The organism is Bradyrhizobium sp. CCGB12 (genome assembly GCF_024199845.1).
Lineage (GTDB): Bacteria > Pseudomonadota > Alphaproteobacteria > Rhizobiales > Xanthobacteraceae > Bradyrhizobium.
The window spans coordinates 7,126,661-7,153,272 of sequence record NZ_JANADO010000001.1 but is presented as its reverse complement, the minus strand read 5'-3'; the positions used below and the strand labels follow the sequence as shown (position 1 = coordinate 7,153,272).

Here is a 26,612-nt window from a genome sequence, read left to right as displayed (position 1 = left end):
ATACCACGCCGAGGTCAAGCGGCGGCAGGCCGGGATAGGCCGGGGCACTGGGAGTTCCAAGCAAAAAGGGCGGCTTCTGGAGCCGCCCTTTTCGTCAGATCGTCGGATGCGAGGACTTAGTTCGCAGCCTTGGGCTTGTCAGCGGCGGCCTTGTCGCCACCCGGCGTGGGTGCGGCCGAGGCGCTGTTCTTGATGCCATGGAGCAGGTCGTCGGCGAGCTTGAGCGCCTTGTCGTCCTTGGCGTCCGGCGGGACGTAGGACTGCGAGCCGGTTTTCTCGTCGCCGTCATTCTTGAGGTGGCCGCGCAGCGACGCCTCGCCCTTGGTGTCGGTACGGGACTTCAACTCGTCCGGCACGTCCTGGAGCACTTCGATGTCGGGCACGATGCCCTTGGCCTGAATCGACTTGCCCGACGGCGTGTAATAGCGCGCCGTGGTCAGCCGCAACGCGCCGTTGCCCGAGCCGAGCGGGATGATGGTCTGCACCGAACCCTTGCCGAACGAGCGCGTGCCGACGATGGTCGCGCGCTTGTGGTCCTGCAGCGCGCCGGCGACGATCTCGGAGGCCGAGGCCGAGCCGCCATTGACCAGCACGATAACAGGCTTGCCCTTGGTGAGATCGCCCGAATGCGCGGTACGGCGCTGGGTCTCCTCGGCATTGCGGCCGCGGGTCGACACGATCTCGCCCTTCTCCAGGAACGAGTCGGAGACGGTGACCGCTTCCTCGAGCAGGCCGCCCGGATTGTTGCGGAGGTCGATGATGTAGCCCTTCAGCTTGTCGCCGATCTGATTCGAGAGGTTGGTGACCTCGCGCTTCAGGCCTTCGGTGGTCTGCTCGTTGAAGGTGGTGATGCGGATATAGGCGATGTCGTCCTGTTCGACGCGCGCACGCACCGAGCGGACGCGGATGTTATCGCGCACGAGCGTGACGTCGAGCGGATTGTCCTGGCCCTTGCGGATGATCTTGAGCTTGATCTTGGTGTTGACCGGACCGCGCATCTTCTCGACCGCCTGGTTCAGGGTCAGGCCCTGCACCGCCTCGTCGTCGAGATTGGTGATGATGTCGTTGGCCATGATGCCGGCGCGCGAGGCTGGCGTGTCGTCGATCGGCGAGACCACCTTGATCAGGCCGTCTTCCATCGTGACCTCGATGCCGAGGCCGCCGAACTCACCGCGCGTCTGCACCTGCATGTCGCGGAAGCTCTTGGCGTCCATGTAGCTCGAATGCGGATCGAGGCCGGTGAGCATGCCGCTGATGGCGGATTCGATCAGCTTGGTGTCGTCCGGCTTCTCGACATAGTCGGAGCGCACGCGCTCGAAGACGTCGCCGAACAGGTTGAGCTGGCGATAGGTGTCCGCGGTGGCGGCGCGCGCGCTCGAGCCCATGAACACCGCACGCGGCTGGGTCACGAACAGCGTCAGCGCCGCGCCGGTGGCCGCGCTGAGGAGGATTACTGAAGTCTTGCGCATCATCCGCGAACCTTCTCGCCTTCATTTGTGGCCCACCATGGGCCTGGATCGATTGGAGTGCCGTCTTTACGGAACTCGACATACAGCACAGGTTGACTCGCGTTCGTGGCGAGAATGGAGGCGACTTGAGAAGTCGACCCCATGGTCGCGACCGGCTCCCCCGTGAGCACAAACTGTCCGATGTTGACCGAAATGCGCTCCATCCCGGCGATCAGGACATGATACCCGCCCCCGGCGTTGAGGATCAAGAGTTGTCCATAGCTGCGGAAGGGGCCGGAATAGACCACCCAGCCGTCACACGGCGTTGTGACCTGGGAGCCCGGCTTGGTGGCCAGCGAAATGCCCTTCTGGACCCCGCCGACCCCGTCGGAACCGCCAAAGTCCCGGATCTTGTTACCGTTAACCGGAAGCGGCAGGAGCCCCTTGGCCGACGCGAAGGCCATCGCCGGGGTGGTCCGGGATCTGTCCTTGAAAGCGCCCGGACCGGACTTGGCACTGGCCGCCGCCTTCGCCTCGGCCTGCCTTGCCGCCTCGGCCGCCTTCTCCGCAGCCTTGGCGGCGCTCTGCAGATCCTGCTCCATCTTGGTGATCAACCCCTGGAGGTCCCCGACCTGTCTCGACAGCGCGATGGCGCGCGTGTTCTCGGCGTCAAGATCCTTTTCACGCGCCGCCTGCTGGCGCTGCCGCTCGTCCACCAAAGCCGTGAGCTTGGTCTGGTCGTTGCGAACCTTGTCGCGATCCGACGCGAGCTGGTCGCGTTCGGTGGCGATGTTCTTGCGCAAGGCCACGAGCTCGCCGAGCTCGCCTGCGATCTTTTCCGCACGGCCGCGCAGCTCCGGCACAACCGCGCCGAGCAGCATCGCCGTACGCAACGATTGTAGCGCATCTTCGGGCCGCACCAGTAGCGCCGGCGGCGTCCGCCTCCCGGCGCGCTGCAACGCCGCCAGAACTTCGACGATGTCGGCGCGGCGCGAATCGAGCGAGGCGCGCATCTCCTGCTCGCGGCCGTTCAGGTTTCGCAGGCGGATCTCGGTTTCGTCGATCTTGGTCTCGACGGCGCGCACATTGGCGGCGGTGTCGATCAGCTGCTGATTGAGCTGGGTGCGGTCCTGGCCGAGTGCGGTGATCTCGGCCTTGAGCTTGGCCTGCGCTTCCTCCGCGCTCTTCTGGCTGGCGCGTGCGGCCTCGAGCTCCTGCTCACGCTGCTTGATCGCATCGGGCGAGACCGCCGCGGTCTGCGGCGGCGCCGCCGTCTGAGCTTGCGCGAGGCTTGCGCCGGCGCAGCTTGCGATCAGCAACAGGTTGAGGAGCGGTGCTCGCATCGTGTCGGCAAAGGTGCTCGTTGTGGCGCGCATCACGCGCGGTGATAGGGATGGCCAGCCAGAATGGTGGCAGCCCGATAAAGCTGTTCCAGAAGCATGACGCGGACCATTTGGTGCGGCCAGGTCGCAGAGCCGAACGCAATCGCGAGCTTGGCCTTACGGCGCAATTCGGGCGAAAGTCCGTCCGCCCCTCCGATCACGAAGATAGTATGTCCGGCACCCTCGTCGCGCCAGCGCCCGAGATGCCGTGCGAATACGGTGGAGTCGAGATTTTGCCCGCGCTCGTCCAGCGCCACCAGGATCGATTTTTCCGGAATATGCGCAGCTATCGCCGCGGCTTCTTCGGCCATCCGCGTCGCGGTGTCGCGCGCGCGGCTTTCCGGGATTTCGTGGACCATGAGCTCGCGGAATCCGAGCTTGCGGCCGGCCTCGTCGAACCGCTCGAAATAGCGATCGGCAAGCTCCCGTTCGGGGCCCTGCTTCAGCCGGCCCACGGCAATGACAGCAACACGCATGACGTCTCTAGGGCGATGGCTTCAGCGTCGTGTTTTCGAGGTCGCGCGCATCAGGCGCGCGCACGACGCTAGCATGCGCGTCAGCCGATTCGAAATCGGCTCAGTGAGCCTAGATCGCCTTCGCCGCCCCCGGGCCCTGCGTGTACAACCTCTCGAGGTTGTAGAACTCGCGGACTTCGGGTCTGAACACGTGCACGATCACGTCGCCGGAATCGATCAGCACCCAGTCGCAATTGGGCAAGCCCTCGACATGGATGTTCTTGATGCCGTTTTCCTTGAGGCTCTTGGTGACGTTTTCCGCGATCGCACCCACGTGCCGGTTGGCCCGGCCGGTCGTGACGATCATGTAGTCGGAGTACGCCGATTTGCCGCGAAGGTCGATGGTGACCGTCTCTTCCGCCTTCATGTCCTCGAGGCGGGAGAGGATCAGGCTCAGCGTCTTGTCGGCGTCGGGTTGCGCCTTCAAGGCCGCAGCTTTGGTCGATGTTTTACGCGTAGGCTTAGCAACCTTGGGTAAAACAGACTTGGACAATACAGACGTGGCCAGGGACCATTCCTTTCACTGTATCGCGAACACCGAATCCGGCGCTCACTGGTTACACTACATCATGTGGGGTTAAGGGTTTCAATATGCCAGAGAGCCCATATCCGCACACACTCTGTCTCACTTCGTACCTTTCCAGCTCCCGTCCGGGTTCCGCAGGCCCGTCGAGGAGAGGTTCAGCTTCAATCCGGTCAAAAACACCCAGGCCGGCGGCGTCTGGTCCGCAAGCAATGCGGCCTTGTCCTCGGGCAGGCGGTAGCGCGATAACGCTTGCCCTGCGGGAGAGGCGAGGGCGCGAAAACTCTGGGGCGGGCGATCGATCACTGCCATCGGCACCTGGGCGGCGATGCGCCGCCAGTTCTGCCAGCGGTGGAATTGAGCGAGGTTGTCGGCGCCCATAATCCAGACAAAGCGCAAGCCCGAGAAGCGGCGGCGCAAGATGTTGATCGTGTCGATAGTATAGCGTGTACGAATGACGGATTCGAGACAGCTCACCTCGATCCTGGGATCGTCAGCGACGTCACGCGCCGCCTGCATGCGCGCGCCGAGCTCGTGCAACGCGCCGTTCTCCTTGAGCGGATTGCCCGGGGTCACCAGCCACCAGACGCGATCGAGCTGCAATCGCTTCAGCGCGAACTGGCTGATGGCGCGATGGGCCTGGTGCGGCGGATTGAACGAGCCGCCGAGCAGGCCGATGCGCATGCCCGCCGTATGGGGCGGAGCCGCTTGCGCCACGAAACGCGGCACGACGAATGTGTTGCTCAATGCCCGCCCCGCGACATTGCTTACGGCCGCGTCTGCCCGGTGCCGTGAACGCGATATTTGAAGCTCGTCAACTGCTCGGCGCCGACAGGGCCGCGGGCGTGGAAGCGGCCGGTGGCGATGCCGATCTCTGCGCCAAAACCGAACTCGCCGCCATCGGCAAACTGCGTCGAAGCGTTGTGCAGCACGATCGCGGAATCGACCTCGCTCAAAAACTTCTTCGCGGCGGTCTCATCCGCGCTCACGATGGCGTCGGTGTGATGCGAGCCGTGATTCTGGATGTGTGCGATTGCGCCGTCGACGCCGTCGACCACCTTCGCCGCGATGATCGCATCGAGATATTCGGTATCCCAATCGTCTTCGCTGGCAGGCTTTACGCGCGCATCGGTCTTCTGCACGACATCGTCACCGCGCACCTCGCAGCCGGCCTCGATCAGCATCTCCACCAGCGGCTTCAGGCTCGATGCAGCAGCGGCGCGATCGACCAACAGCGTCTCGGCGGCGCCGCAGACGCCGGTGCGGCGCATTTTGGCGTTGAGCACGATCGACTTCGCCATGGCGAGGTCCGCGCTGCCGTCGACATAGACGTGGTTGACGCCTTCGAGATGCGCGAAAACAGGCACGCGCGCTTCCTGCTCGACGCGCGCAACGAGGCTTTTTCCCCCGCGCGGCACGATCACGTCGATGGCGCCGTTCAGGCCGGACAGCATCATGCCGACCGCCGCGCGGTCGCGCGTCGGCACCAGCGTGATCGCGGCTTCAGGCAGGCCCGCTTCGCGCAGGCCCTGCACCAAGCATTCATGGATGGCGCGGCACGACCGAAAACTGTCCGAGCCGCCGCGCAGGATCACGGCGTTGCCGGACTTCAGGCACAGCACGCCGGCGTCGGCGGCGACATTGGGCCGGCTCTCGAAGATCACGCCGACGACGCCGAGCGGCACGCGCACGCGCTCGATGGTCATGCCGTTCGGCCGCTGCCAGCTCTCGGTGACGACACCGATCGGATCGGTAATGCCGCGCACGATGCCGATGCCCTCGGCCATCCCTTCGACGCGCGCCGGGGTCAGCGTCAGGCGGTCGATGAAGGACGAGGTCGCATTGCCGGAGGCGCGGGCCTCCGCGACGTCCTCGGCATTGGCGGCGAGGATCGCCGCGGCATTGCTGCGGATCGCGCGTTCCATGGCCTCGAGCGCCCGGTTCTTCTGCTCCGGCGGCGCCAGCGCCAGCACGCGCGCGGCAGCGCGGGCACGGGTGGCGAGATCGGACATCAGCGCCAAGAGATCGCTGGTCCGATCGGCATTGCCGTCAACGGCTTTGAGGGGGGCGGCCATGGGGGTTCAACCTTCTGCTAAGGCGGTGTCCTAGCACGGAAATCCCGCATCTGCGAAGGGTCGGGAGCGTATGGCAGGGCTTCGGCTGGTGGTTTGGGCTAGGCCACTGGCCCAGCAAAAGGACCGTCGCGGTCTTACCCGCCCACCACCAGATCGTCGCGGTGGATCATCTCCGACCTGCCGCTGATGCCGAGGATGGCCATCACGTCCGGGGAGGAGCGTCCCTTGATCCGCTCGGCGACCTCGGCGTCGTAAGCGATCAGGCCGCGCCCGACCTCGCTGGTATCAGGACCGCGCACGATCACGGCGTCGCCGCGGGCGAACTGGCCCTCGACCTTGACCACGCCGGCCGGCAGCAGGCTGGCACCGGCGCGCAGCGCCGTCACCGCGCCGGCATCGATGGTCAACGTGCCCTTCGGCTCCAGCGTGCCCGCGATCCAGCGCTTTCGCGAGGTGATGGGATTGGCCGGAGTCAGGAACCAGGTGCACCGGCCGCCATCGGCGATGGCCTGGAGCGGATGCTCGATCTTGCCGGAGGCGATCAGCATATGCGTGCCGCCGGTGGTGGCGATCTTGGCCGCCTCGACCTTGGTGCGCATGCCGCCACGCGACAGCTCGGACTCGGCATCTCCCGCCACTGCCTCGATCTCCGAGGAGATGCTCTCGACCACCGGAATGAGCCTGGCGTTCGGATTGTTCTTGGGCGGGGCGTCGTAGAGCCCGTCGATGTCGGACAGCAGCACGAGCAGGTCGGCGCTTGCCATGGTGGCGACGCGCGCGGCGAGGCGGTCGTTATCGCCGTAGCGGATCTCGTTGGTGGCGACCGTGTCGTTCTCGTTGATCACGGGGATCGCGCGCCACTCCAGCAGCTTGCCGATGGTGGAGCGTGCATTGAGATAGCGACGGCGCTCCTCGGTGTCCTGAAGCGTGACCAGGATCTGGCCGGAATCGATGCCGTGGGCCCCGAGCACCTCGGACCAGATCCGCGCCAGCGCGATCTGGCCGACCGCTGCGGCGGCCTGGCTCTCCTCGAGCTTCAGCGGACCGCGCGGCAATTTGAGGCGGCTGCGGCCGAGCGCGATCGAGCCGGAGGAGACGACCAGTACGTCACGGCCCTCGCGGTGCAGTTTGGCCATGTCGTCGGCCAGCGCAGCCAGCCAGGATGCGCGCACCTCACCCCTGTCGGAGTCCACCAGCAGCGCGGAGCCGACCTTGACGACGATGCGGCGGAATTGACTGAGTTCGGGGCTGGCCATGTGTATTTGTGTTGGCGCTGGATGCGAGTTGCTCGGGAAACGGCGGAGCGACAGGCGGCGCCGATGAGCCTGCTTTTGCAGCAGGATGGTGACCGGCGCAAGGCAGCCGGCATGGTAAACGGCGCATGTCGGCCTTGTGTCGGGCGTCCGCCTGGCTCTAATTGCGGCCAACGATAACGAGCCGAAAGAGGAAACGAATGGATCGCCGCAAATTCGTGGCCGGATGTCTGGGTCTTCCGTTCCTGGCGCCGGCGGGCGGCGCGCAAGCCCAGGCTGGGCTGACAAAGGTCATCTTCCCGTTCGCAGCCGGAGCTGGCGGCGATACGTTGTGCCGGCTGATCGCGCAGGAGATGGCGCCGGTTCTGCAAAGGACCATCGTGGTCGAGAACCGCACCGGTGGCGACGGCCTGATCGGCATCAAGGCGGTGAAAGGCGCGAGCGCCGACGGCAGCATGGTGCTGGTGACGACGGGGCCGACGATGTACTTGCTGCCGATGGTGGAGACGACACCGAGCTTCGATACGGCCAAGGACTTCCTGCCGGTCTCGCTGCTGGCGCGGTTCGAATTCGCGCTGGTAATCAACCCGACGGTCGACGCCACCGATTTCAGGAGCTTTGTGACGTGGCTCAAGGCGCATCCGGACAAGACGTCGTTCGGCGTGCCGAGCAACGGCACCATCCCGCATTTCATGGGCTCCAAGCTCGAGAAGGATCTTGGCATTCCCCTGACCCGCGTGCCCTATCGCGGCAGTGCGCCGATCCTCAACGACCTCGTCGGCGGCCACATCTCGTTCGGCATCACGACGCTGGCGGATGCACTGCCACAGCATCGCGCCAAGGGCGTGAAGATCGTCGCGGTCAGCAGTGCAGAGCGTTCGCCCTTCGCGCCCGAGGTGCCGACGCTGAAGGAGAGCGGCATCGATCTCGTCGCGGATGCCTGGTACGGCATGTGGCTTCCCGCCGGCAGCCCGCCGGACTTCGCCAGCAGGCTCGGTGCAGCCGCGAGCGCCGCGCTCGCCAAGCCCGAGGTGAAGGAGAAGCTCACCGCGATCGGGCTCATTCTGGTCGGCAGCACCGCGGACGGGCTGTCGAAAGAGCTCGCCGCGAACACGGCGTTGTGGCAGCCGATCGTCAAGGCGACGGGATACAAGATCGAGAATTGAGTCTCTCCTCCCGTCATTGCGAGGAGCTCTTGCGACGAAGCAATCCAGAGTCCCTCCGCGGAGAGATTCTGGATTGCTTCGCTGCGCTCGCAATGACGACGTGGATGGATTTTCGATTGAATCGATGATGCGCTGCGCGCGTCGGCCTCTCCCCGCAGGCGGGGAGAGGCGAAGCGAAGCAAGACTTACATCTTCGCGCGCTGCGCGATGCCGTCCTTGATCGCCGCGAGTTCGGCTTCGTCCCAGATGCCGATCAAAACACCGCCCTTCACCTGGAGCTGGTTGTCGGCATAGGCCGCGATCTTCTCGCGCGGGGTGGTGATGTGGTCGTTCGGATGCAGCGCCCAGTCGAACAGCTCGGCTTGAAGCCGCGCGATGACGCCGGTGCAATCAGGGTCGTCGCCGCGATCGACGTATTCCTCCGGGTCGGTTTCGAGATCGTACAGCATCGGGCGGAAGCCGGAGGCATGGATGTATTTCCAGCGGCCGTCGAACACCATGAACAGGCGGCAGCGCTCGATCGGCTGGTTCAGCTTCAGCCGCACGTCCTGCATGGCGTAGTCGTATTCCGAGAATGCCACCTTGCGCCAATCCGGCGGCGTGGGACCACGGAGCAACGGCAGCAGCGAGCGTCCTTCGAGGATGTGGCCGGGCACCTTGCCGCCGAAATAATCGACGAAGGTCGGCGCGAGGTCGATGCCTTCCACCAGCGCGTCATTGCGCGTGCCGCGCGTGGCGTCGGCTTCGTTGAAAGGATCGATGATGATCAGCGGAATTTTTGCCGACTGCTCGTGGAACAGATCCTTCTCCCCCATCCAGTGATCGCCGAGATAGTCGCCGTGATCGGAGGTAAACACGATCATCGTGGTGTCCAGCAGGCCGCGCGCCTCCAGAAACTTCATCAGCACGCCCATCTGGTCGTCGATCTGGGTGATCAGACCCATATAGGTCGGGATCACCTTCTCGCGGGCATCGTCGCGCGCCATGTTGCGGGAATAGCGCATGTCCATGTAGGCGCCGAACACGGGATGCGGATTCTGCCGCTCGCGGTCGGAGCGGATCACCGGGATCATGTCATCCGTCGAATACATGCTCGCATAGGGCTCGGGCGCGATATAGGGCCAGTGCGGCTTGATGTAGGATAGATGCAGGCACCACGGCCGACCGTCGGTCTCGGCCTCGCTGATGAAATCCATGGCGCGCCGCGTCATGTAGGGCGTCTCGGAGTGCTCGTCCGGCACGCGCGCGGCCTTGTCGGCATGCACCAGCAGCCAGCCGTTCTGCAACGAGCCGTCGTCGGCCGCGCCGGAATTGGCCCAATGCTCCCAGGGGTTGGTGGCTTCAAAGCCCTGCTGTCGCAGATATTCGTCGTATTTCGGCCGCGGCCGGCCGGTCGGATGCAGGCCGTCGTCGCGCTCATAGGGCTCGAACCCGCATTCGGCGACGTGCACGCCGATGACAGATTCCGGGGGGATGCCGAGCGCCTTCATGCCTTCGATATCAGGCGCCATGTGGGTCTTGCCGACCAGCACGTTGCGCACGCCGATTTTCTTGAGATGATCGCCGAGGGTGGGCTCGCCGACACGCAACGGCCAGCCGTTCCAGTGCGAGCCGTGCGAGCGCATGTAGCGGCCGGTGTAGAACGACATCCGCGACGGGCCGCAGATCGGCGATTGCACATACGCTTTGCTGAACAGCACGCCACGCTTGGCCATGGCGTCGATGTTCGGTGTCTTTAGCGTGGGATGGCCGGTGCAGCCGAGGTAATCATAGCGAAGCTGGTCGCACATGATCCAGAGAACGTTCTTCGCGCGCGCCATGCGTCGTCCTGTCGTTTCTTGATGATGCGATGCTGCGCTATCAAGACGGCGATGACAAGCTATCAGCGAGGCGTGTCCCTGTGGCCGCATATTCCATGTCGTTCCGGCGAAGGCCGGGACCCATAACCACAGGGAGTGGTTGTAGAACGAGCTGGTAACTCCGAGTCTTCGCAAAACTATTGCTGCGGCGTATGGGTCCCGGGCTCTGCCGGGACGACAGTCAGGCCGACCACGGCTCCGCTTCCGCCGCACTCTTCGCCTTCGCGGAGACCGGGCTCTCGCCGATCACCTCCGCCAGCGCGCGCAGGGCTTCCTTGACGCCCTGGCCGGTCACGCCGGACAGCAGCAGCGGCGTCTTCTTGGCGGCGCGCTTCAGGCGGTCCTTCTGCTTCTTCAGCTCGTCCGGCTCGACCGCGTCGATCTTGTTCAGTGCGACGATCTCGATCTTGTCGGTGAGCTGACCGCCATAGGCATCGAGCTCCTTGCGCACCGTCTTGTAGGCCTTGCCGGCGTGCTCGCTCGTGGCATCGATAAGATGCAGCAGCACGCGGCAGCGCTCGACATGGCCGAGGAAGCGATCGCCGAGGCCGGTGCCTTCATGCGCGCCTTCGATCAGACCCGGAATGTCCGCGAGCACGAATTCGCGGCCGTCGGCGTTCACGACGCCGAGCTGCGGATGCAGCGTGGTGAAGGGATAGTCGGCGATCTTCGGCCGCGCCGCGCTGACCTTGCTCAGGAAGGTCGATTTGCCGGCATTGGGCATGCCGACCAGGCCGGCATCTGCGATCAGCTTCAGCCGCAGCCAGATCCAGCGCTCTTCACCCACCTGGCCGGGATTGGCGTTGCGCGGCGCGCGGTTGGTCGACGATTTGAAATGCGCATTGCCGAAGCCGCCATTGCCGCCTTCAGCCAGCACGAACTTTTCGCCGACCTTGGTGAAGTCGTGGATCAGCGTCTCGCGGTCCTCGTCGAAGATCTGCGTCCCCATGGGAACCTTCAGCACGATGTTCTTGCCGTTGGCGCCGTGGCGGTCCGAGCCCATGCCGTTCTCGCCCTTCTGGGCCTTGAAGTGCTGCTGGTAGCGGTAGTCGATCAGCGTGTTGAGCCCATCGGCGACCTCGATGATGACATTGCCGCCGCGGCCGCCATTGCCGCCGGAGGGGCCGCCGAATTCGATGAACTTCTCGCGGCGGAACGCCACGCAGCCGTTCCCGCCGTCACCGGAGCGGATATAGACCTTTGCTTCGTCGAGGAATTTCATGCGCCATAGGTAGGCCAGCGACGAGGACGCGGCAACCCGGATTGATCCGCAAATCGGCGGAAATTCCGCGATTTCGGAGCGTGCTTAACCAGCCGGTCGCCTCCGGATCAGGAATTTCTGCATGCCCTCCAGCACCAGCTCCTTGCGCTGGTTGAATACGGTGCTTCCAAGCGTCACCGCTCCGGTCGTGCGGCCCGGCGCCAGCTCGGTGACCTCGAGCGCCGGATAGAGCGTGTCGTCGGCAAACACGGGTTTGAGGAACCGGCTCGACTGCTCGAGGAAGCCGACCAGGGACTCCTCGACCATGAACGGAAACAGCCCGGCGCCGGGCGCGGTGTGGATCAGGGTCTGAAAACCGTGGGCGAGCAGATGCGGCATGCCGCGGGCGCGGCAATATTCCACGTCGTAGTGCACGGGGTGAGTGTCGCCGCTCGCGGTCTGGAACGCCGCGAACACCGCCGAGGTCTGGGTCCGGCTCGGCAGCACGAAGCGTTCGCCGACCATGAAATCCTCAAACCAGCGTTGCGTGGGGATCATGCGGTGCTGGGTCGGATCGAAGTCGGTCATGTCCATGCTCATTTATCGGTGGGGCGCTTATCGCTACCGCGATGCGAAGAGTGCGACAATCCGTTCAATTCGACTTGCGCGGGCTTGTCGCGCTCGCTCACGTCATTAAAACGACGGCAAGCGGCTCTAGTCGCCGGGTTTTCGACGCTCTCTCCTCCCGTCGTTGCGAGGAGCGAAGCGACGAAGCAATCCAGACTATTTCCGCCGAAGCACTCTGGATTGCTTCGCTTCGCTCGCAATGACGACCTCTCATAGTCCGACCGGTTCAATGCCCTTCTTCAAGAATCTCTCCGCCTATGACGACCGCTCCGCGCGCCTTGCCGGCATCGCGCTGATGGTGCTGTCGATCTTCATGTTCTCGTTCGGCGATGCCATGGGCAAGTTCCTGGTCGGGACGTATTCGGTCGGGCAGCTGCTGTTCCTGCGCGCCTGCGCCGCGCTGCTGCTGCTGTCGCCGCTGATCTGGACGCAGCGTCATCAGTTCCTGCATCTGGAGCGGCCGCGCCTGCAGCTGTTTCGCGTCGTGCTGTCGACGCTCGAGGTCGCCGCGTTCTTCCTCGCGACCGTCTACCTGCCGCTCGCCGACGTCATCACCTATTATCTCGCCGGTCCGATCTTCGTCACCGCGATGTCGGCGATCTTCTTAGGGGAGAAGGTCGGCTGGCGGCGCTGGACCGCGATCCTGATCGGCTTCTGCGGCGTCCTGATCGCACTGCGCCCTTCCGCGCAGACCGTCAGCCTGCCGGCGCTGATCGCGCTCGGCGGCAGCCTGTCCTTCGCGACCCTGATGCTGATCACGCGCAGCTTGCGCAAGACGCCCGACATCGTGATGGCGTCCTCGCAATTCGTCGGCACGTTTTCACTGGGTGCCGTGCTGTCGGCATTTCACTGGGTGCCGCCGACATCAGGCAGCCTCGTGATCTTCGCGCTGGCGGGATGTGTTTCGGTCACCGCGCTGTTCTGCGTCAACCGATCGCTGAAGCTCGCGCCGGCCAGCGTCGTCGTGCCCTACCAATATTCGATGATCGTCTGGGCCGTGATCTTCGGTTTCGTCGTGTTTGGCGACGTGCCGGAGGTCGCCACCATCGTCGGCGCGGCCATCATCATCGGCGCGGGATTCTATATCTATCTGCGTGAGCGCGATCTGGGCCGCGAGAGCGAGCCGGTGAATCCGCCGGCTTGAGGTCGATCGATTAATCTCGCCGTCGTCCCGGACAAGCGCAGCTCCCGACAACGCGCAGCGTTGTCTGGAGCGGAGCGCTGATCCGGGACCCATACCCCCAGGAAGAAGTTTGGCGAAGAATCGGAGTGGGAGCCTTCGCACGACGACAGTCGGGGTAACGGGTCCTGGCCTTCGCCAGGACGACACGCGGGAGGAGTTGGGGCTACCGCACCCTCCTCGCGCTGCTCCAGCTCTTCAGCGACGCCCACACGCCGCGCGAGAGGCGGAAGCAATCGACCGGCGTGGAGGATCCCAGCGCCAGGAAGCGGTGCAGCTGGACGCCGCTCCACTGGAAGCCGCACTTCTCCAGCACCTTGCGCGAGGCCGGGTTGGTGACGCGCGCGCCGGCATAGAGATGGTCGTCCTCGAATTCCTCGAAGAAGAAATCGATCGCGCCGCGCGCGGCCTCGGTGGCAAAGCCCTGGCCCCAATGCTCGACGCCGAGCCAGTAGCCGAGCTCGGCATTGTCGGGCGTGGAGCAGTCGATGCCGACCATGCCGACCGGCCCGGTGTCGTGCTCGATCAGGAACACGGTCTCGCTGCCGAGCGCGGCGGTGGCGCGGACGAACGCGACGGCGTCGTCCTGCGAATAGGGATGCGGGAGGCGGCGGGTGTTTTCCGCGATGCGGCGGTCGTTGGCGAGGTGGGCGATGGTCCTGACGTCGGCGAGTGTCGGCCGCCGCAAGGTCAGTCGCTCGGTGGCGACGACGTTCGGTCTCGCCTCCTGCAAGGTCGCGCTCGAGAAATCCTGCAACATGTCCGGCTCCTGGAAAGTCACTAAGTCAAAGTGAGCAAGTCAAAGAAAAGGGGAGGCCGGTTTCCCGCCTCCCCTTGGAGCCTTCGATCTCGATGATCTCTGGACTCCGCCGGTTTGGTCAGGACCCGGCGGACTCCAAATTGATCCACCGTCTATTCAGCCGCCTCTGCGATCGGGAGTACCGATACGAAGGTGCGGCCGTTGGCTTTGGCCTGGAACGCAACACGACCTTCAACCTTGGCGAACAAAGTGTGGTCCGTGCCCATGCCGACATTAAGGCCGGGGTGCCAGGTGGTGCCGCGCTGACGCGCAATGATGTTGCCGGGAGTGACGATCTCCCCGCCGAACGCCTTGATGCCGAGGCGCTTGCCCTTCGAATCGCGTCCGTTGCGCGATGAACCGCCTGCTTTTTTGTGAGCCATGGCTCGTCTCCGAAATCCTGCGTATGTCTAGATCAATTCCTTGACGGAATCATTTCACGATTTCTCACGCATCAATTCGTGAATTGGCGTGATCAAATCTCGTTATTCGGCGGCTTCCTGTGCGGGCTCCTTGGCCACCTTCTCCTTCTTCGGACGCGGGCCCTTGGTGGGCTTGGCGCCGTCCGTCAGGATCTCGCTGACGCGCAGAACCGTGATCTCGTCGCGATAGCCGCGCTTGCGGCGCGAGTTCTTGCGGCGGCGCTTCTTGAACGCGATGACCTTCGGTCCGCGCTTGTGGTCAAGCACCTCGACCGCAACGGACGCGCCTGCGACCGTCGGGACGCCCAGGACCGGCGTGTCGCCGCCGACCACGAGCACTTCATTCAGCTGCACGATCGTGCCGACTTCGCCGGCGATCTTGCCTACTTCGAGAACATCATCCGGCACGACGCGGTATTGCTTGCCGCCGGTTTTGATGACTGCGAACATCGTTTTTTTCTCCGTGTTCAATCCCGGCCTCGCGACGAGAAGCGTCGGGGCCGGCTTTTTGTCAGTCGCTAAGGGTTTATGCGCGTTTTGTGCGGGAGGGGAGTTATCCCTTTGAAAACCCACGCAAAAACAAGCGGCGCGAGAAACGCCCCGCGCCGGCTGTGGGACTTATAGCCGCCATCAGCGGCAAGTCAAGGAAAACCGGCGAAAAAGGCCCGGATTTGAAGGATTTGGCCGCGCTGTAGAGCTTCAGCGGAATCTCGACCAGCTTTGCAACAAACGGGTTCCCCCGCCGTTGTCCCCGCCGGAACAGGTAAGCGGGCAAGGGCTCCCATGGCAACAGACGAACTGGTCAAGACGACGGGCATCGCCCATCACGGCGCCGAGCGGCTGCCGTCGGTGGACGTCGACAGTTTCAACATCGAATTGAAGGACGAGGACGGCTTCCTCGGCGACCGCGCCAGCAAGGGCGCCTTTCGCGACATTCTCGACCGCTGGCGCAAGCCGCTGCGCAAGACCGGCGAGGACCCGTTCGGCAAGGAGCCCTCGGAAAACATCAGCAAGAAGACGCTGGACGCCATCCTGGTCGGCGACGACACCGAGGCCTCTGCGGTGGTGCACAGCGCGATCGAGGATTTTGCCCAGGAGCTCGCTTACGTCACGCGCCGCTTCCTCAAGACCAAGGCCTGGGCCAAGACCGAGCGTATCGTGGTCGGCGGCGGTTTTCGCGATTCCCGGCTCGGCGAGCTCGCGATCGCGCGCACCGAGATCATCCTGAAAGCCGAGGACTTCAAGATCGACCTGATGCCGATCCGCCATCACCCCGACGAGGCTGGCCTGCTCGGCGCGCTGCATCTGGCGCCGTCCTGGATCTTCGAGGCCCATGACAGCATCCTCGCCGTCGATATCGGCGGCACCAACATCCGCTGCGGCCTGGTGGAAACCAATTGGAAGAAGGCGAAAGACCTGTCGAAGGCCAAGGTGGTGCACTCCGAGCTGTGGCGTCATGCCGACGACGAGCCGACGCGCGAAGGCGCGGTGAAGCGCCTCACCAAGATGCTGAAGGGGCTGATCGCAGAGGCCGAGAAGGAAGGCTTCAAGCTCGCGCCTTTCATCGGCATCGCCTGTCCCGGCGTGATCAACGCGGACGGCTCGATCGAGAAGGGCGCGCAGAACCTGCCGGGCAATTGGGAGAGCAGCAAGTTCAACCTGCCGGCGAGCCTGATCGAGGGCATCCCCGTCATCGGCGAGCACGATACCGCGATCCTGATGCACAATGACGGCGTGGTTCAGGGTCTCTCGGAGGTGCCGTTCATGCAGGACGTCGATCGCTGGGGTGTGCTCACCATCGGCACCGGCCTCGGCAATGCGCGCTTCACCAATCGCCGCAAGGAGAATGGAAAGGACCGGGATTCTACGGAGAATGGCAAGAAAAAGGGCAAGGACAACGGCAAGAACGACACCAAGTAACCTTGACCGGTTAGGTTAAGGGACGGATTGCGTTGCGGTGCACGCCCTGCACGCTAGGGTCGAATCGTCGCCTCGCCTGGCCGGCGAAGCCGCCCTTCCTGGCCAGAGTTTCAATGAGCGGCACGGGACCGCCAGTGTTTACCGCGTCTGGCGGTCCCACCCCTTGGGGGCCGGACCTTCCGCTGGTCCCGCTCTCCCGATCATTCTGGCACAAACTGCACTGGGCGACCGCTGATCCAGTCCTAAAATGCCCGTCATGGGCAATGATCTCACCTTTTGCATCGTCGTGGTCGTGCTCGGGACCTTACCGGTTCTGTTCGCAGCCTTGGCCGCGTTTGGCGGCTAGCTCCAGTCAGCGGCTAGCTCCAGTCAATACGCTGAAAGAACGCCGCGATCTCCGCGGCCGCGCGATCCGGATCTTCCCGATGCGGGAAGTGGCCGACGTCAGGAAACATCGCAAGATCGAGCGCGCTGAACGTCTCGCCCAGCCGATCGGTCCACGCATAGGGAAACAGCGGGTCGTGCTCGGCCCAGCGCACGCAGGTCGGTACATCGATCGGCGGCAGCCGCACGGCCTCCCCCTTCATCATCGCGACCCGTCCGGCATGTGAGGCGCGATAATGCGCAAAGCCGCCGGCGAGGTTGCCTTTCTTGAAGAAATTGTCGGCGAAGGCGTCGAGAACATCGTCGAACGCGTTCTTGCGATGCGCCCAGCCTTTGAGGAAATGGCTGATATAGAGGGCGCAGGTCTCGCGGCTCGCACCGATCAGCGCAGGCGCCATCTCCATCTGGTGGAAGGACTGGTACCAGATGTGGTTGAGCCTGTCGGGCGCCGCCATGCGCGGCCCGATGCCGGGATAGACGAAATCGAAGAAGAACAGCCCGGCGAGCCGCTCCGGCGCCTGCCGCGTCAGCGGCTGCATCACGGCGCCGCCGACATCGTGGCCGACCAGGCCGAATCGCTCGATGCCGAGCCCGTCCATCAGCGCCAGCATGTCGGCGGCATGGCCGTCCGGACCAAAAGGCCCATCCGGCTTGTCGCTGTCACCGAAGCCGCGCAGGTCGGGCGCGATCAGCATGAAGCGGTCCGCCAGCCCAGATATCACCGGCTCCCAGGTCAGCCAGAATTCCGGCCAACCATGCAGCAAAAGCACCGGTTTTCCTTGTCCGGCGCGAGCCACGTGGAATTTGGCGCCATTGGCCGAGACCGTGAGATGCTCCATGGCGGTTCCCCTCAAAGGCAAAGCGTTTTCAAGCGAAGTGGACGCCGGTTCGCGTCAAGAAAACGCGTCAAGACAAGAGTCTAGAGCTCCGTTCCGATCCATCGGAGCGGGGCTCTAGGGATTGGGGGTCAAAGAGGCAGCGGATTTTCCCCTTTCGCGCCTTGTCTGGCCCGCCATCCTCGCCTATTAACGCCCCCAACCACAGGGGCCGCAGCTCCTATATGGCGCCTTCAGGAGAGGTGGCAGAGTGGTTGAATGCACCGCACTCGAAATGCGGCATAGGTGCAAGCCTATCGGGGGTTCGAATCCCTCCCTCTCCGCCAGCAGCCGCGAAAACATCGGTAGAAATCGCCGTTCTTAAGATCTGAATGGACTTTTCGCGTTCGCTCCGGACGACCATCGGCACACGGGACCATGGTCAACGCGCTGTTCACGCCGAACCGGCATCGGGAAAGCGGAATCTAATCCCTCTCTGGACGTCAAGTTCGTGCGAACGGCCGCGTCGGGCCCACCATCGTCCACGGCGACATCGGCCCCTTCCGCTCCTTCGCGATCGGTCGGCGCCGCCCCGACGGCCGCTCCTTCGCGTGCGCGACGTACACGGCCGTACGCCGAGCTACTGCGCACCGATCCCCGCGCTCTCGATCACCCGCTTGTTGCGTGCCGTCTCCTCGACGATGAACGGCACCAACTCGGCCGGGCCTTTGTCGGCGATCGACACCTGGCCGTTGGCGGTGAGGTCCGCGGCGATGCCGGGGTCGGCGAGCACGGCGGCCATCGCCTCGGAGAGTTTGGCCACGATTTTCGGGTCGGTCCCGGCCGGGAGCGAGACCCAGGTCGAGCCGGCATTGACCGCGTCGGGGTAGCCGGCCTCGAGCACCGTCGGCGCATCCGGCAGCGCGGCCATCCGCGCCGCGCCGGTGGTGCCGAGCACCTTGACCTTGCCGGTGTCGATCAGGGGCCTCAGCACGGTGAGGTAGTCGAAGGAGACGTCCAGGATGCCCGACATCATGTCGGTCATCTGGCTCGAGCCCGACTTGTAGGGCACGTGGGTCAGCTTGATGCCGGCGGCCGCCTGAAGCATCTCGCCGGCGAGGTGCTGGGCGGTGCCGGGGCCGGGGGAGCCGAAATTGACCTTGCCCGGATTGGCCTTCGCGTAGGCGACGAACTCAGCCAGCGTGTTGTAGGGCGCAGCCGCGGTCGCGACGAGGATCTGGTTCGACGAGCTCACGCCGCGGACGTGGACGTAGCTCTTGAGCGGGTCGTAGTTGAGCTTCGTCAGCCCGAGATTCGGCTGGATCGTCATCGGCCCGCCGGAGGCGTAGAGCACGGTGTAGCCGTCGGGCTGGGCCCGGGCCACGAACTCCGTCCCGATGGTCCCGCCAGCGCCGGGTCGGTTCTCCACCACCACGGGCTGCCCAAGCCGTATCCGCAGCAGCTCCGCGATCTTGCGCGAGACGAGGTCGGTGACGCCGCCGGCCCCGAACGGCACCACCCAGGTGATCGCGCGGTTCGGCCAGGATTCCGCGGTCGTCTGGGCCCTCGCGGCGCCCGCCTGGAGCGCCAGCGTCGTCGCGGCGACGAGACATAGCAGCGTTCTCGGGAGTGTTCTTGGGAGCGCTCTCGCCACCGTCCCTTCGGGGCGCCCGCTCAGGCCGCTGCGCGCGCCAAATCCCGCGGCGGGCCCTTGCGGACCGCCGGTATGATCCGCTCCCCCCATGGATGCAGTCCTCCCTCGTTGCAGTGTGGCCGCTCATGGCCATCTTGACCGAAGGCTACAGCCCCGAGTGTCTTCCAACCATTGGCGCAGTCCGAGCATCACTTTTGCAAAATATGAAAAGATCGATGCATCAGATGGTTCGTTGGACCCAGCAAACGCCAGGCCTGCAGTCGCGGGCTACGGTGCATGGGGTTGTTTTCGCCATTATTGTTATCCAGCCCTCGAAAACCCCCTCAGCCCGCCGCCAGCTTGAACCCATTCCCCGCAGGATCCGACCTAGCAAGGTCCCGCCATCAGGCGGGAGCCAGGTGATCTCACCACGATGTTCGACAAGACCTACCGGCAGCGCCTCGAAGCTGATCTTGTGCAATGGGAGGCCGATGGCGTGATCGCGCCGGCGGCTGCCGCCTCCATCCGCAATGCGCTGCCGCCGCTCCCTGCCGGCATCAACGTCGCCGTTGTCGTCGCCATCGTCGGCGGCCTCCTGATCGCGGCGGCTTTCCTTGCCTTCGTCGCGGCGCACTGGACCGAGATCGCGCGTCTCTTGCGGTTCGCGATCCTGATTGCCGGCATGGTCGTCGCAGGGGGGCTCGGGGCGTGGTTCGCCAGCACGGGTCGCACGGTTCTCGCCGATCTCTGCGCCAGCATCGGTGCGATCATCTTCGGCGCGGGCATCGCGCTGGTCGGCCAGATGTATCATCTCGGCGAGGATTTTGCCGGCGGCATGCTGCTGTGGTCGATCGGTGCGTTTGCCGGGGCATTGTTGACCGGCTCGCGCGGCGCGCTCGCGGTCGGTCTCGTCGCCGCCTGCATCTGGACCTGCATGCGGACTTACGATACGGCGGACGCCCTGCATCTTCCGTTCGTGGCGGCCTGGCTGATCGCCGCCGCGACGGCCTTCGCATGGAATTCCCGCGTGGCGGCGCATCTCGTCGCGATCGCCGTGATCCCGTGGTGGATCGCGACGTCACTTCGCTTCGAATTCGATGGCGCCCAGCCGTCATTCCTGCTCGCGAATGGCGCGGCGCTGTTGTTCGGTTCCGGGCTCGCGATCGCCGCTGCGCCGTCGCCGAGGGCGCTCCGTCTCGGCAGCGTGCTGTCGATCTACGGCGCGTTTGCGCTGGCCGGCGTCGCCTTCCTCGAGGTGACGACGGTCGACGACCTCATCCGCTTTCGCACCGGCACGGTGCCGGCCCAACCGCTTTGGGCGATCCTGTGCGGGATTGCGGGTGTGATCCTTGCGCTCGCATCCGCGGGGATCACCAGGCGCGCCGGCGAAGTCCTGGCGGGAGTCGCCATCGGGCTCGTGCTGCTCGCCGCGCCGATCTGGCCGGCATCTGCGGCCGGCGAGCCCTGGCTCGCCTATGCTGCGCTGCTCTGCGCCATGCTGTGCCTCGTTGTATCAGGCATGCTCGATGACGTCCGTCCGCGCATCGTTGCCGGCTGGCTCGGCATCGCCGGCGTGATCGCCGGCATCACCTGGGCGGTGAAGGGCTCGCTGCTGCGTCGCTCGGCCTTCCTTGCGGTGGCCGGGATCGTCGCCGTCGCATTTGCGACCGCGCTCAATCGCATGCTGCCGAGGGGTGCGCGATGATCGAGCTGGCTGTAACAGTCACCAAACTCTGGCAGCGCATTCCGAAAGCCGCGTTGGTCGGGGTCGCCGTCCTGCTGCAATGCGTGCTGCTGGTCCTGATGGTCGCCGATCGCATGCAGATCCTCCGCGAAGGGCGCGAGGTGACCTTGCAGACGCAGCCGGTCGATCCCCGCGATCTCCTGCGCGGCGACTATGTCGTGCTCCGCTACGACATCTCGCAAGTGCCGGCGGGCGCGCTCGCCGGCAAGCCCGCGGACGCGCGTCATCCCGTCGTGTTCGTCAAGCTCGCGCCCAATGCCAACGGCCTTTACCAGGCGGTCTCGGTGCATGCCGAGCCTGTCGCCGTCACGGCGCCCCAAGTGCTGATCCGCGGCCGCGTCGGCAATTACGGCGGGTCCTGTGGCGCAGACCGGCGTAGCTTCTGCGACAATCTGCCGATCAAATTCGGTCTCGAAAGCTATTTCGTGCCCGAAGGCGAGGGCAAGAAGCTCGAGCAGGCGCGCAACGAGCAGAAGCTGCGCATCGTCGCCGCGGTGTTGCCCTCGGGACGCGCCGCCATCAAGCGCCTGCTGCTCGACGGCGAGCCGGTCTATGAGGAACCGTTGTACTAGGCGCCATTGTTTGGGACGCGCTTCAACGCCCGCCGCAGCACGTCCCACACGAGCGGTTCGCTCATATGCGCTACATTGAAGCGCATGAAGTCCGTCGCCGTCTGTGACACGCTGAACACGTTGCCCGGCGCGAGCACGACATCCTCTTCGAGAGCGGCGCGCGCAACTGAGCTGGCATCTTGCCCATCGGCGAGGCGGCACCAGAGGAAGAAGCCGCCGCGCGGCATCAGCCACGGCTCGATGCCCAGCGCCTGAAGCTTTCGCGCGACGTCTCGGCGGGTCCGCGTGAGCTTTTGCCGGAGCTCGTCCATGTGCTTGCGATAGCTGCCGCCGGCCAGGACCCTGGCGATGATCTCGGTCGCGACCGGGCTCGGGCCGCCAAAACTGGTTGCGACCTGGAGGTCGACGAGATGCTCGATCCAGTCGGCCCGCGCAGCGATATAGCCGCAGCGCACCGAGGCCGACAGCGTCTTGGAGAAGCTGCCGATGCGGATCACGCGGGCGAGCCCATCGAGCGCAGCAAGGCGCGGCGAGCGCTCCGGCTCGAAGTCGCCGAAGATGTCGTCCTCGATGATGGTGAGGTCGTGCGCGGCGGCCGCGGTCAGAAGCCGGTGCGCGGTCTGGAGCGACAACGTCGCGCCGGTCGGGTTGTGCAGCGCTGAATTGGTGATGTAGAGCCGCGGCCGCTCGCGCGCGAGGATCTGCTCGAAGCCCGTCACGTCCGGGCCTGATGGCGTGTAGGGCACGCTGACGATCTTCGCCTGATGCGCCCGCAGTAGCGCACGGAAATTGAAGTAGCAGGGATCGTCGACCAGCACCGTGTCGCCGGGACGGAGCAGGAAGCGGCAGATCAAGTCGCAGCCCTGCGTGCCTGACCCCGTCAGCATGAGCTGATCGGTCGACGCCTCGATCGCATCTTCAGCCAGACGCGTAAGCAGCAGCCGGCGCAGCGCCATCGCGCCGCGCGTGCTGCCGTAATTGGTCAACACGCCGGCGTCGCTGCGGGCCAGCGCACGGGTGGCGCGTCGCAGCGCCGCTTCCGGCATCCACTCCGGCGGCAGCCAGCCGCAGCCGGGCTTCGGCACGGCAGCATCGGCGTCGAGCGACTGGCGCGAGACCCAGAAGGGATCGACCTCGCGGTCGCGGCGCGGCTCGACCTCGGCCAGCGCCAGAGGCGGCATGATCGTCGGCGCGACGTAGAAGCCCGAGCCGCGACGGGCACGGATCAGGCCTTCCGCGGCGAGGCGGTCATAGGCCTCGACGATGGTGGAAGGCGAAACCTTCATGGTCGCGGCAAGGCCGCGGATCGACGGCAGGCGGTCGCCAGCATTAAGCGCGCGTCCGGCGACCTTGGCACGGATGGCGCTCATCACATCAAGGGTCCGCGTTCCGCTCCGTCCCTTCGTTTGCGTCTCGCCGTCCAAGCTGTATTGCCTTCCATACCCATACAGATTTGCCAGATTGTACTGGATTGTCGCTGGTCTCGCCATTGCTGAAGCGCGAGGATCAGCACCCAAAAGACGGGACGGACATGCAATCTGCGGGCAGCGGCTGGGGCAACGGGCTTCTCGGCGTCATCATCTTCAGCGGCTCGCTCCCGGCGACGCGCGTGGCGGTCGGCGGCTTCTCGGCGCTGTTCCTGACGTCCGCGCGCGCGGTCATCGCGGCGCTGATCGGATTGGCCGTGCTCTTTCTGCTGCGTCAGGCGCGGCCGCAGCGACAGGATCTCGCCTCGCTGACCATCGTCTCGCTGGGCGTCGTGGTCGGCTTCCCCTTGCTGACCGCGCTCGCGCTCCAGCACATTACCTCGGCCCGTTCGATCGTCTTCATCGGCCTGTTGCCGCTGTCGACCGCGATCTTTGCCGTGCTGCGCGGCGGCGAGCGGCCGCAGCCGTTGTTCTGGCTGTTCGCCGTCCTCGGCAGCGCCACGGTAGCGGGCTTCGCCCTGTCGAACGGCGGCTCGGCCTCGCTCACCGGCGACCTCCTGATGGTGGCCGCGATCGTCCTGTGCGGGCTCGGCTATGCCGAAGGCGCCGCGCTGTCGCGCCGCCTCGGTGGTTGGCAGGTGATCTCCTGGGCGCTGTTGCTCGCGCTGCCGCTGATGGTGCCGGTTGCGGCCTGGACCTGGCCATCGACGTGGAGCGGCGTCAGTGCGCCCGCCTGGATCGGGCTCGCCTACGTCTCCGTGTTCAGCATGTTCGTCGGCTTCATCTTCTGGTATCGCGGGCTCGCGATCGGCGGCATCGCGCGTGTCGGCCAGTTGCAGCAGCTCCAGCCGTTCTTCGGTCTCGCGCTTGCCGGCTTCCTGCTGCACGAGCCCGTCGCCTGGAGCATGATCGCCGCGACTGCGCTCGTGGTCGTCTGCGTCTTCTTCGCGCGACGGTTTGCCTGAGCCGCTAGCGTCAGTCCTGCTTGATCAGCGTCCGCGTCAGCGCATTTGCGATGCAACAAACCGCGTTGATCTAGATCAACGCCCGTTCCGGTGCGCTGTGCCTCCCTTCATGGGGCGAGTTTATCTTGTTGGTGCGCCGCGGGCCTTATTCGCAGGGAACAGCATCCGCATATCCACCCGTCACGTGCGCGGGGGAGCGGCCACCGGCATCCTCGCTCGATTGAGAGAAGAGAGATATCCGCGCATCGTTGTTGAGCAAGTTCAGTTTGACCGTCTCACCTGTATTCAGGCCGCCGAATTGGCGAACCCACCGGGCCCGGCACCTCTAAAAGGCGCAAGCAAGAATCGGAACGCGAAGTAGCTTTTTCGGAAACTCAAGCGAGGGAGGTCGTCATGCGAAACACAACCAGGTTGTGGCTGGCCGGCGCAGTCGTTGCCTGCGCAGCCATGGGCTCGGTGCAGCCGTCAGAAGAAGGCGGTTTTTCATTCACCATTCAGAGCGCAGAGGCTCGCGTAGGGCGACCAGCGACTCCGGCAAGTGTCGCTGGCGTTGCGCGTCGAACGACGCGCCGTGCCGTCGTCGGCGGAGCGGCCGTCGGTGCAGCAGCCGCAGGAGCCGCCATAGCGGCGCCAACCTGCGCCCGCGTGCTGGTCAATGGCGTCTGGGTCTGCCGCTAGCAGAGCTGTCCTTGCTTGCGAGGTGATCGCCACGACCGCGCTCCTGGTCGTGTGCGTCTGCGCGCGGCGGTTCGCCTGAGGGGAGTAGGTCACTCTCCCCCCATCACGGTCCTTGTCAGCGTGCTCCTTGCAAATTTCTTCAGCGGCATCGGCTTGCCGAACAGAAAGCCCTGCACGAGATCGAAGCCGAGCTCGTTCGCGGCGACGAGGTCGGCGCGGCTCTCGACGCCCTCGGCGACCGCGCACGCGCCGTAGCCCTGCGCGAGTTCGACGATGTGACGACACACCGTGCGCTTCAGCCGGTCACTGCCGCTGCCGGTCACGAAGTGCCGGTCGGCTTTCAGCTTGACGAAGGGAATCTTGTCCAGGCCCATCAGCGCCGGCCAGTCGGCGCCGAGATTGTCGACCGCCAAGCCGATATTGTGCAGGCCCACCTCGCGCGCGATCTCGGTCAGGTGGTCGAGATCGCGGGTCGCCTCTTCGCTGTTGATCTCGATCGTCAATCCGCCGAAGGCCGGATGCGTCGGCACGCGGCGACAGAGATCGCGCACCGCCTGCGGCTCCTTCAGATAGGACGCCGGCAGGTTGATCGAGAGATCGACCGGGCTCTGCTGCTCCAGCAGATAGTGCCAGTCCTGCATGGCGCGCTCGATCACGAATTCCGAGAGGTCACGCAGATGCGGATCGTGCTCCTCGGGGATGAAATAAGCCGGCGGCACGACGCCCCAGGTCGGATGGCGCATGCGCACCAGCGCCTCGGCGCCGCTGCGGACCAGCGTGCGGGCGTCGATCCTGGGCTGGTACCAGAGCTCCAGCCAGCCGGCATGCAGGGCTTCGCCGACATGCACGGCCGGGCTCGGCGCCGGCTCCTCCGGCAGCAGCATCGCGATACGCTCGCGCAGCGTCTCCGCGGCAAAGGGCGTGGTCAGCGGCGGCAGCATCGCGAGGCCATATTCCTCGCCGACCTGCCGCACCGCCCTGACGATGATCGATTCGCGGGCACCGACCGCCAGGACTTTCCCGGCAAATGCCTCGCGCACCAATATCTCCAGGAATCTCCCCGGCTCGATGCCGTCGGTGGCGACGCCGAGCAGGATCAGGTCCGGCAATTCGGTGGCGAGCACGGTCTGCAGTTCGTCGGCGCTGGCGCATTCGCAGGTGACGAAGCCAAGATCCTCGAGCACCTCGCTGAGGAAGGCGCGCAAGTGCCGCTTGCTGTCGGCCACGCAGGCGCGCGGCGTCACCTTTCGTCGTCCGAAGGTCACAGGCCTTCGTCCGACGAGCTCAACAATCCCATCGTTCATCAACACCACTCCCGTTCCGTGACGGTTTCTTAAACGGCGAGCGTGGGTTCAAATAAGGAGAGCTTCACATCGTTCTTGAATTATTTGAGTAACGTTAAGCCCTGCAATTTGAGCTAATTTGTCGACAGTCTTTTCGAAAAATATCCGCATACTCGGGCACCGCACACGCAACGACAGCCAGCGCATGCGAAATTTCGCTCGCGCCATCGACGGCTGCTCGGCTTGTCGGCGGACGGGCTCGAGCGATGCAGCGGAGCGGTTCTGCAGTGCGATGATGGGGCTGTCGGGGAGTTAATTTCCGGCGGCTTTTTCGTGTTGCGCCATGCCGACCGCCTTGTAGTCGTAGGTCGGATAGAATTCGGTGCGATAAGAACCCCACGCCGTGTCCTCGATGACGCGGTTCACCTCGCGCAGCCGCGAGGCTGGCAGGCGCAGCGTGATCACCTGGCCGATTCCCATCATCACATACCAGCTCACGACCTCGATGCCGGGTGGCGGAAACGCTTTGTAGAAGCCCTGCTTCTCGAGCTGTGCGTTGAGCTCGTGCAGCGGCCGGGACTGATCATGCTTGAAGAAGACGGTCAGCAGCACCGCGTTGTCGGCGGTCGGCGCAGCATTGCTCTGCGGCGGCGACGTCGTCTGTGCCATCGTCGTCGACGTGAGCGCGAGCGCGCTCGCGAGCAACGTCACCATCGTCACTCTTCGTCGGTTCGAGCTCAT

General features: G+C 65.0%; 24 protein-coding genes and 1 tRNA gene. 7 read left to right on the top strand and 18 right to left on the bottom strand.

Translation table 11 applies throughout. From position 1 onward, the window contains the following. Positions 1-116: 116 nt before the first annotated feature. From NLM27_RS32655 to proB, 7 genes are all read right to left on the bottom strand, one after another. Positions 117-1,472, bottom strand: a complete 1,356-nt coding sequence (locus NLM27_RS32655) for a S41 family peptidase (protein ID WP_254147183.1) — start codon at positions 1,470-1,472, stop codon at positions 117-119. Beyond that, positions 1,469-2,791 (bottom strand): murein hydrolase activator EnvC, encoded by a 1,323-nt coding sequence (locus NLM27_RS32650; protein ID WP_254147182.1) that lies wholly within the window; start codon positions 2,789-2,791, stop codon positions 1,469-1,471. Before NLM27_RS32650 ends, NLM27_RS32655 begins: the two co-directional genes overlap by 4 nt. Positions 2,792-2,823: 32 nt before the next feature. After that, positions 2,824-3,306 (bottom strand): 23S rRNA (pseudouridine(1915)-N(3))-methyltransferase RlmH, encoded by a 483-nt coding sequence (rlmH, locus tag NLM27_RS32645; protein ID WP_254147181.1) that lies wholly within the window; start codon positions 3,304-3,306, stop codon positions 2,824-2,826. Positions 3,307-3,415: 109 nt separating this feature from the next. Then, positions 3,416-3,772, bottom strand: a complete 357-nt coding sequence (rsfS, locus tag NLM27_RS32640) for a ribosome silencing factor (RefSeq protein WP_100179365.1) — start codon at positions 3,770-3,772, stop codon at positions 3,416-3,418. Positions 3,773-3,970: 198 nt separating this feature from the next. After that, positions 3,971-4,615 (bottom strand): nicotinate-nucleotide adenylyltransferase, encoded by a 645-nt coding sequence (locus NLM27_RS32635; protein WP_254147180.1) that lies wholly within the window; start codon positions 4,613-4,615, stop codon positions 3,971-3,973. A 20-nt stretch (positions 4,616-4,635) separates the two neighbouring features. Continuing rightward, positions 4,636-5,943, bottom strand: coding sequence for a glutamate-5-semialdehyde dehydrogenase (locus NLM27_RS32630; protein ID WP_254147179.1), 1,308 nt, complete (start codon positions 5,941-5,943; stop codon positions 4,636-4,638). 134 nt (positions 5,944-6,077) lie between these two features. Then, complete coding sequence (proB, locus tag NLM27_RS32625; RefSeq protein ID WP_254147178.1) at positions 6,078-7,199, bottom strand: glutamate 5-kinase; 1,122 nt, start codon at positions 7,197-7,199, stop codon at positions 6,078-6,080. Between the two features lie 197 nt (positions 7,200-7,396). Between proB and NLM27_RS32620 the strand changes: the two genes are divergently transcribed. After that, positions 7,397-8,362 carry a Bug family tripartite tricarboxylate transporter substrate binding protein gene (locus NLM27_RS32620; protein ID WP_254147177.1) on the top strand — a complete coding sequence of 322 codons (966 nt, stop codon included), beginning with the start codon at positions 7,397-7,399 and terminating at the stop codon, positions 8,360-8,362. A 185-nt stretch (positions 8,363-8,547) separates the two neighbouring features. On the opposite strand, the gene NLM27_RS32615 is transcribed toward NLM27_RS32620, so the two are convergent. The 3 genes from NLM27_RS32615 to NLM27_RS32605 form a co-directional block, all read right to left on the bottom strand. Then, positions 8,548-10,182: an alkaline phosphatase family protein gene (locus NLM27_RS32615; protein WP_254147176.1), complete on the bottom strand. Its 1,635-nt coding sequence runs from the start codon at positions 10,180-10,182 to the stop codon at positions 8,548-8,550. A gap of 220 nt (positions 10,183-10,402) precedes the next feature. Next, on the bottom strand, positions 10,403-11,443 hold the full coding sequence (gene obgE, locus NLM27_RS32610) for a GTPase ObgE (RefSeq protein ID WP_254147175.1): 1,041 nt from the start codon (positions 11,441-11,443) through the stop codon (positions 10,403-10,405). Between the two features lie 84 nt (positions 11,444-11,527). Continuing rightward, positions 11,528-12,010, bottom strand: coding sequence for a MaoC family dehydratase (locus tag NLM27_RS32605; RefSeq protein ID WP_254147174.1), 483 nt, complete (start codon positions 12,008-12,010; stop codon positions 11,528-11,530). A 268-nt stretch (positions 12,011-12,278) separates the two neighbouring features. Here NLM27_RS32605 and NLM27_RS32600 point away from each other — a divergent pair, with 268 nt between their 5' ends. Then, positions 12,279-13,193, top strand: a complete 915-nt coding sequence (locus NLM27_RS32600) for a DMT family transporter (protein WP_254147173.1) — start codon at positions 12,279-12,281, stop codon at positions 13,191-13,193. 202 nt (positions 13,194-13,395) lie between these two features. Here NLM27_RS32600 and NLM27_RS32595 read toward each other — a convergent pair whose 3' ends face one another. From NLM27_RS32595 to rplU, 3 genes are all read right to left on the bottom strand, one after another. Further along, entirely contained in the window at positions 13,396-13,989 is a 594-nt protein-coding gene (locus NLM27_RS32595) for a GNAT family N-acetyltransferase (protein WP_254147172.1), read from the bottom strand. 152 nt (positions 13,990-14,141) lie between these two features. Next, on the bottom strand, positions 14,142-14,411 hold the full coding sequence (rpmA, locus tag NLM27_RS32590) for a 50S ribosomal protein L27 (protein WP_018643862.1): 270 nt from the start codon (positions 14,409-14,411) through the stop codon (positions 14,142-14,144). 102 nt (positions 14,412-14,513) lie between these two features. Next, a complete protein-coding gene (rplU, locus tag NLM27_RS32585) occupies positions 14,514-14,900 on the bottom strand; it encodes a 50S ribosomal protein L21 (protein ID WP_254147171.1) in 387 nt (128 codons plus the stop codon). A gap of 333 nt (positions 14,901-15,233) precedes the next feature. On the opposite strand from rplU, the gene NLM27_RS32580 reads away from it, so the two are divergent. Further along, positions 15,234-16,370 carry an ROK family protein gene (locus tag NLM27_RS32580; RefSeq protein WP_254147170.1) on the top strand — a complete coding sequence of 379 codons (1,137 nt, stop codon included), beginning with the start codon at positions 15,234-15,236 and terminating at the stop codon, positions 16,368-16,370. Positions 16,371-16,729: 359 nt separating this feature from the next. Here the strand turns inward: NLM27_RS32580 and NLM27_RS32575 are convergent, their stop codons facing one another. Further along, positions 16,730-17,593, bottom strand: a complete 864-nt coding sequence (locus NLM27_RS32575; protein WP_254147169.1) for an alpha/beta fold hydrolase — start codon at positions 17,591-17,593, stop codon at positions 16,730-16,732. A 233-nt stretch (positions 17,594-17,826) separates the two neighbouring features. Between NLM27_RS32575 and NLM27_RS32570 the strand changes: the two genes are divergently transcribed. Further along, a tRNA-Ser gene (locus NLM27_RS32570) sits at positions 17,827-17,916 on the top strand. A gap of 293 nt (positions 17,917-18,209) precedes the next feature. On the opposite strand, the gene NLM27_RS32565 is transcribed toward NLM27_RS32570, so the two are convergent. Continuing rightward, complete coding sequence (locus tag NLM27_RS32565; RefSeq protein WP_254147168.1) at positions 18,210-19,313, bottom strand: tripartite tricarboxylate transporter substrate binding protein; 1,104 nt, start codon at positions 19,311-19,313, stop codon at positions 18,210-18,212. 322 nt (positions 19,314-19,635) lie between these two features. Between NLM27_RS32565 and NLM27_RS32560 the strand changes: the two genes are divergently transcribed. Continuing rightward, the gene (locus NLM27_RS32560; RefSeq protein WP_254147167.1) at positions 19,636-20,907 is read left to right on the top strand and encodes a DUF2157 domain-containing protein; all 1,272 of its coding nucleotides are present in this window, start codon (positions 19,636-19,638) and stop codon (positions 20,905-20,907) included. Then, the gene (locus NLM27_RS32555) at positions 20,904-21,518 is read left to right on the top strand and encodes a GDYXXLXY domain-containing protein (RefSeq protein ID WP_254147166.1); all 615 of its coding nucleotides are present in this window, start codon (positions 20,904-20,906) and stop codon (positions 21,516-21,518) included. The genes NLM27_RS32560 and NLM27_RS32555 overlap by 4 nt, the downstream gene beginning before the upstream one ends. On the opposite strand, the gene NLM27_RS32550 is transcribed toward NLM27_RS32555, so the two are convergent. Further along, on the bottom strand, positions 21,515-22,888 hold the full coding sequence (locus NLM27_RS32550; protein WP_254147165.1) for a PLP-dependent aminotransferase family protein: 1,374 nt from the start codon (positions 22,886-22,888) through the stop codon (positions 21,515-21,517). The genes NLM27_RS32555 and NLM27_RS32550 overlap by 4 nt on opposite strands. Before the next feature lie 161 nt (positions 22,889-23,049). On the opposite strand from NLM27_RS32550, the gene NLM27_RS32545 reads away from it, so the two are divergent. Further along, a complete protein-coding gene (locus tag NLM27_RS32545) occupies positions 23,050-23,910 on the top strand; it encodes a DMT family transporter (RefSeq protein WP_254147164.1) in 861 nt (286 codons plus the stop codon). Positions 23,911-24,677: 767 nt separating this feature from the next. Here the strand turns inward: NLM27_RS32545 and NLM27_RS32540 are convergent. Then, positions 24,678-25,892 carry an EAL domain-containing protein gene (locus NLM27_RS32540; protein WP_254147163.1) on the bottom strand — a complete coding sequence of 405 codons (1,215 nt, stop codon included), beginning with the start codon at positions 25,890-25,892 and terminating at the stop codon, positions 24,678-24,680. Between the two features lie 291 nt (positions 25,893-26,183). Beyond that, positions 26,184-26,612: a hypothetical protein gene (locus NLM27_RS32535; RefSeq protein ID WP_254147162.1), complete on the bottom strand. Its 429-nt coding sequence runs from the start codon at positions 26,610-26,612 to the stop codon at positions 26,184-26,186.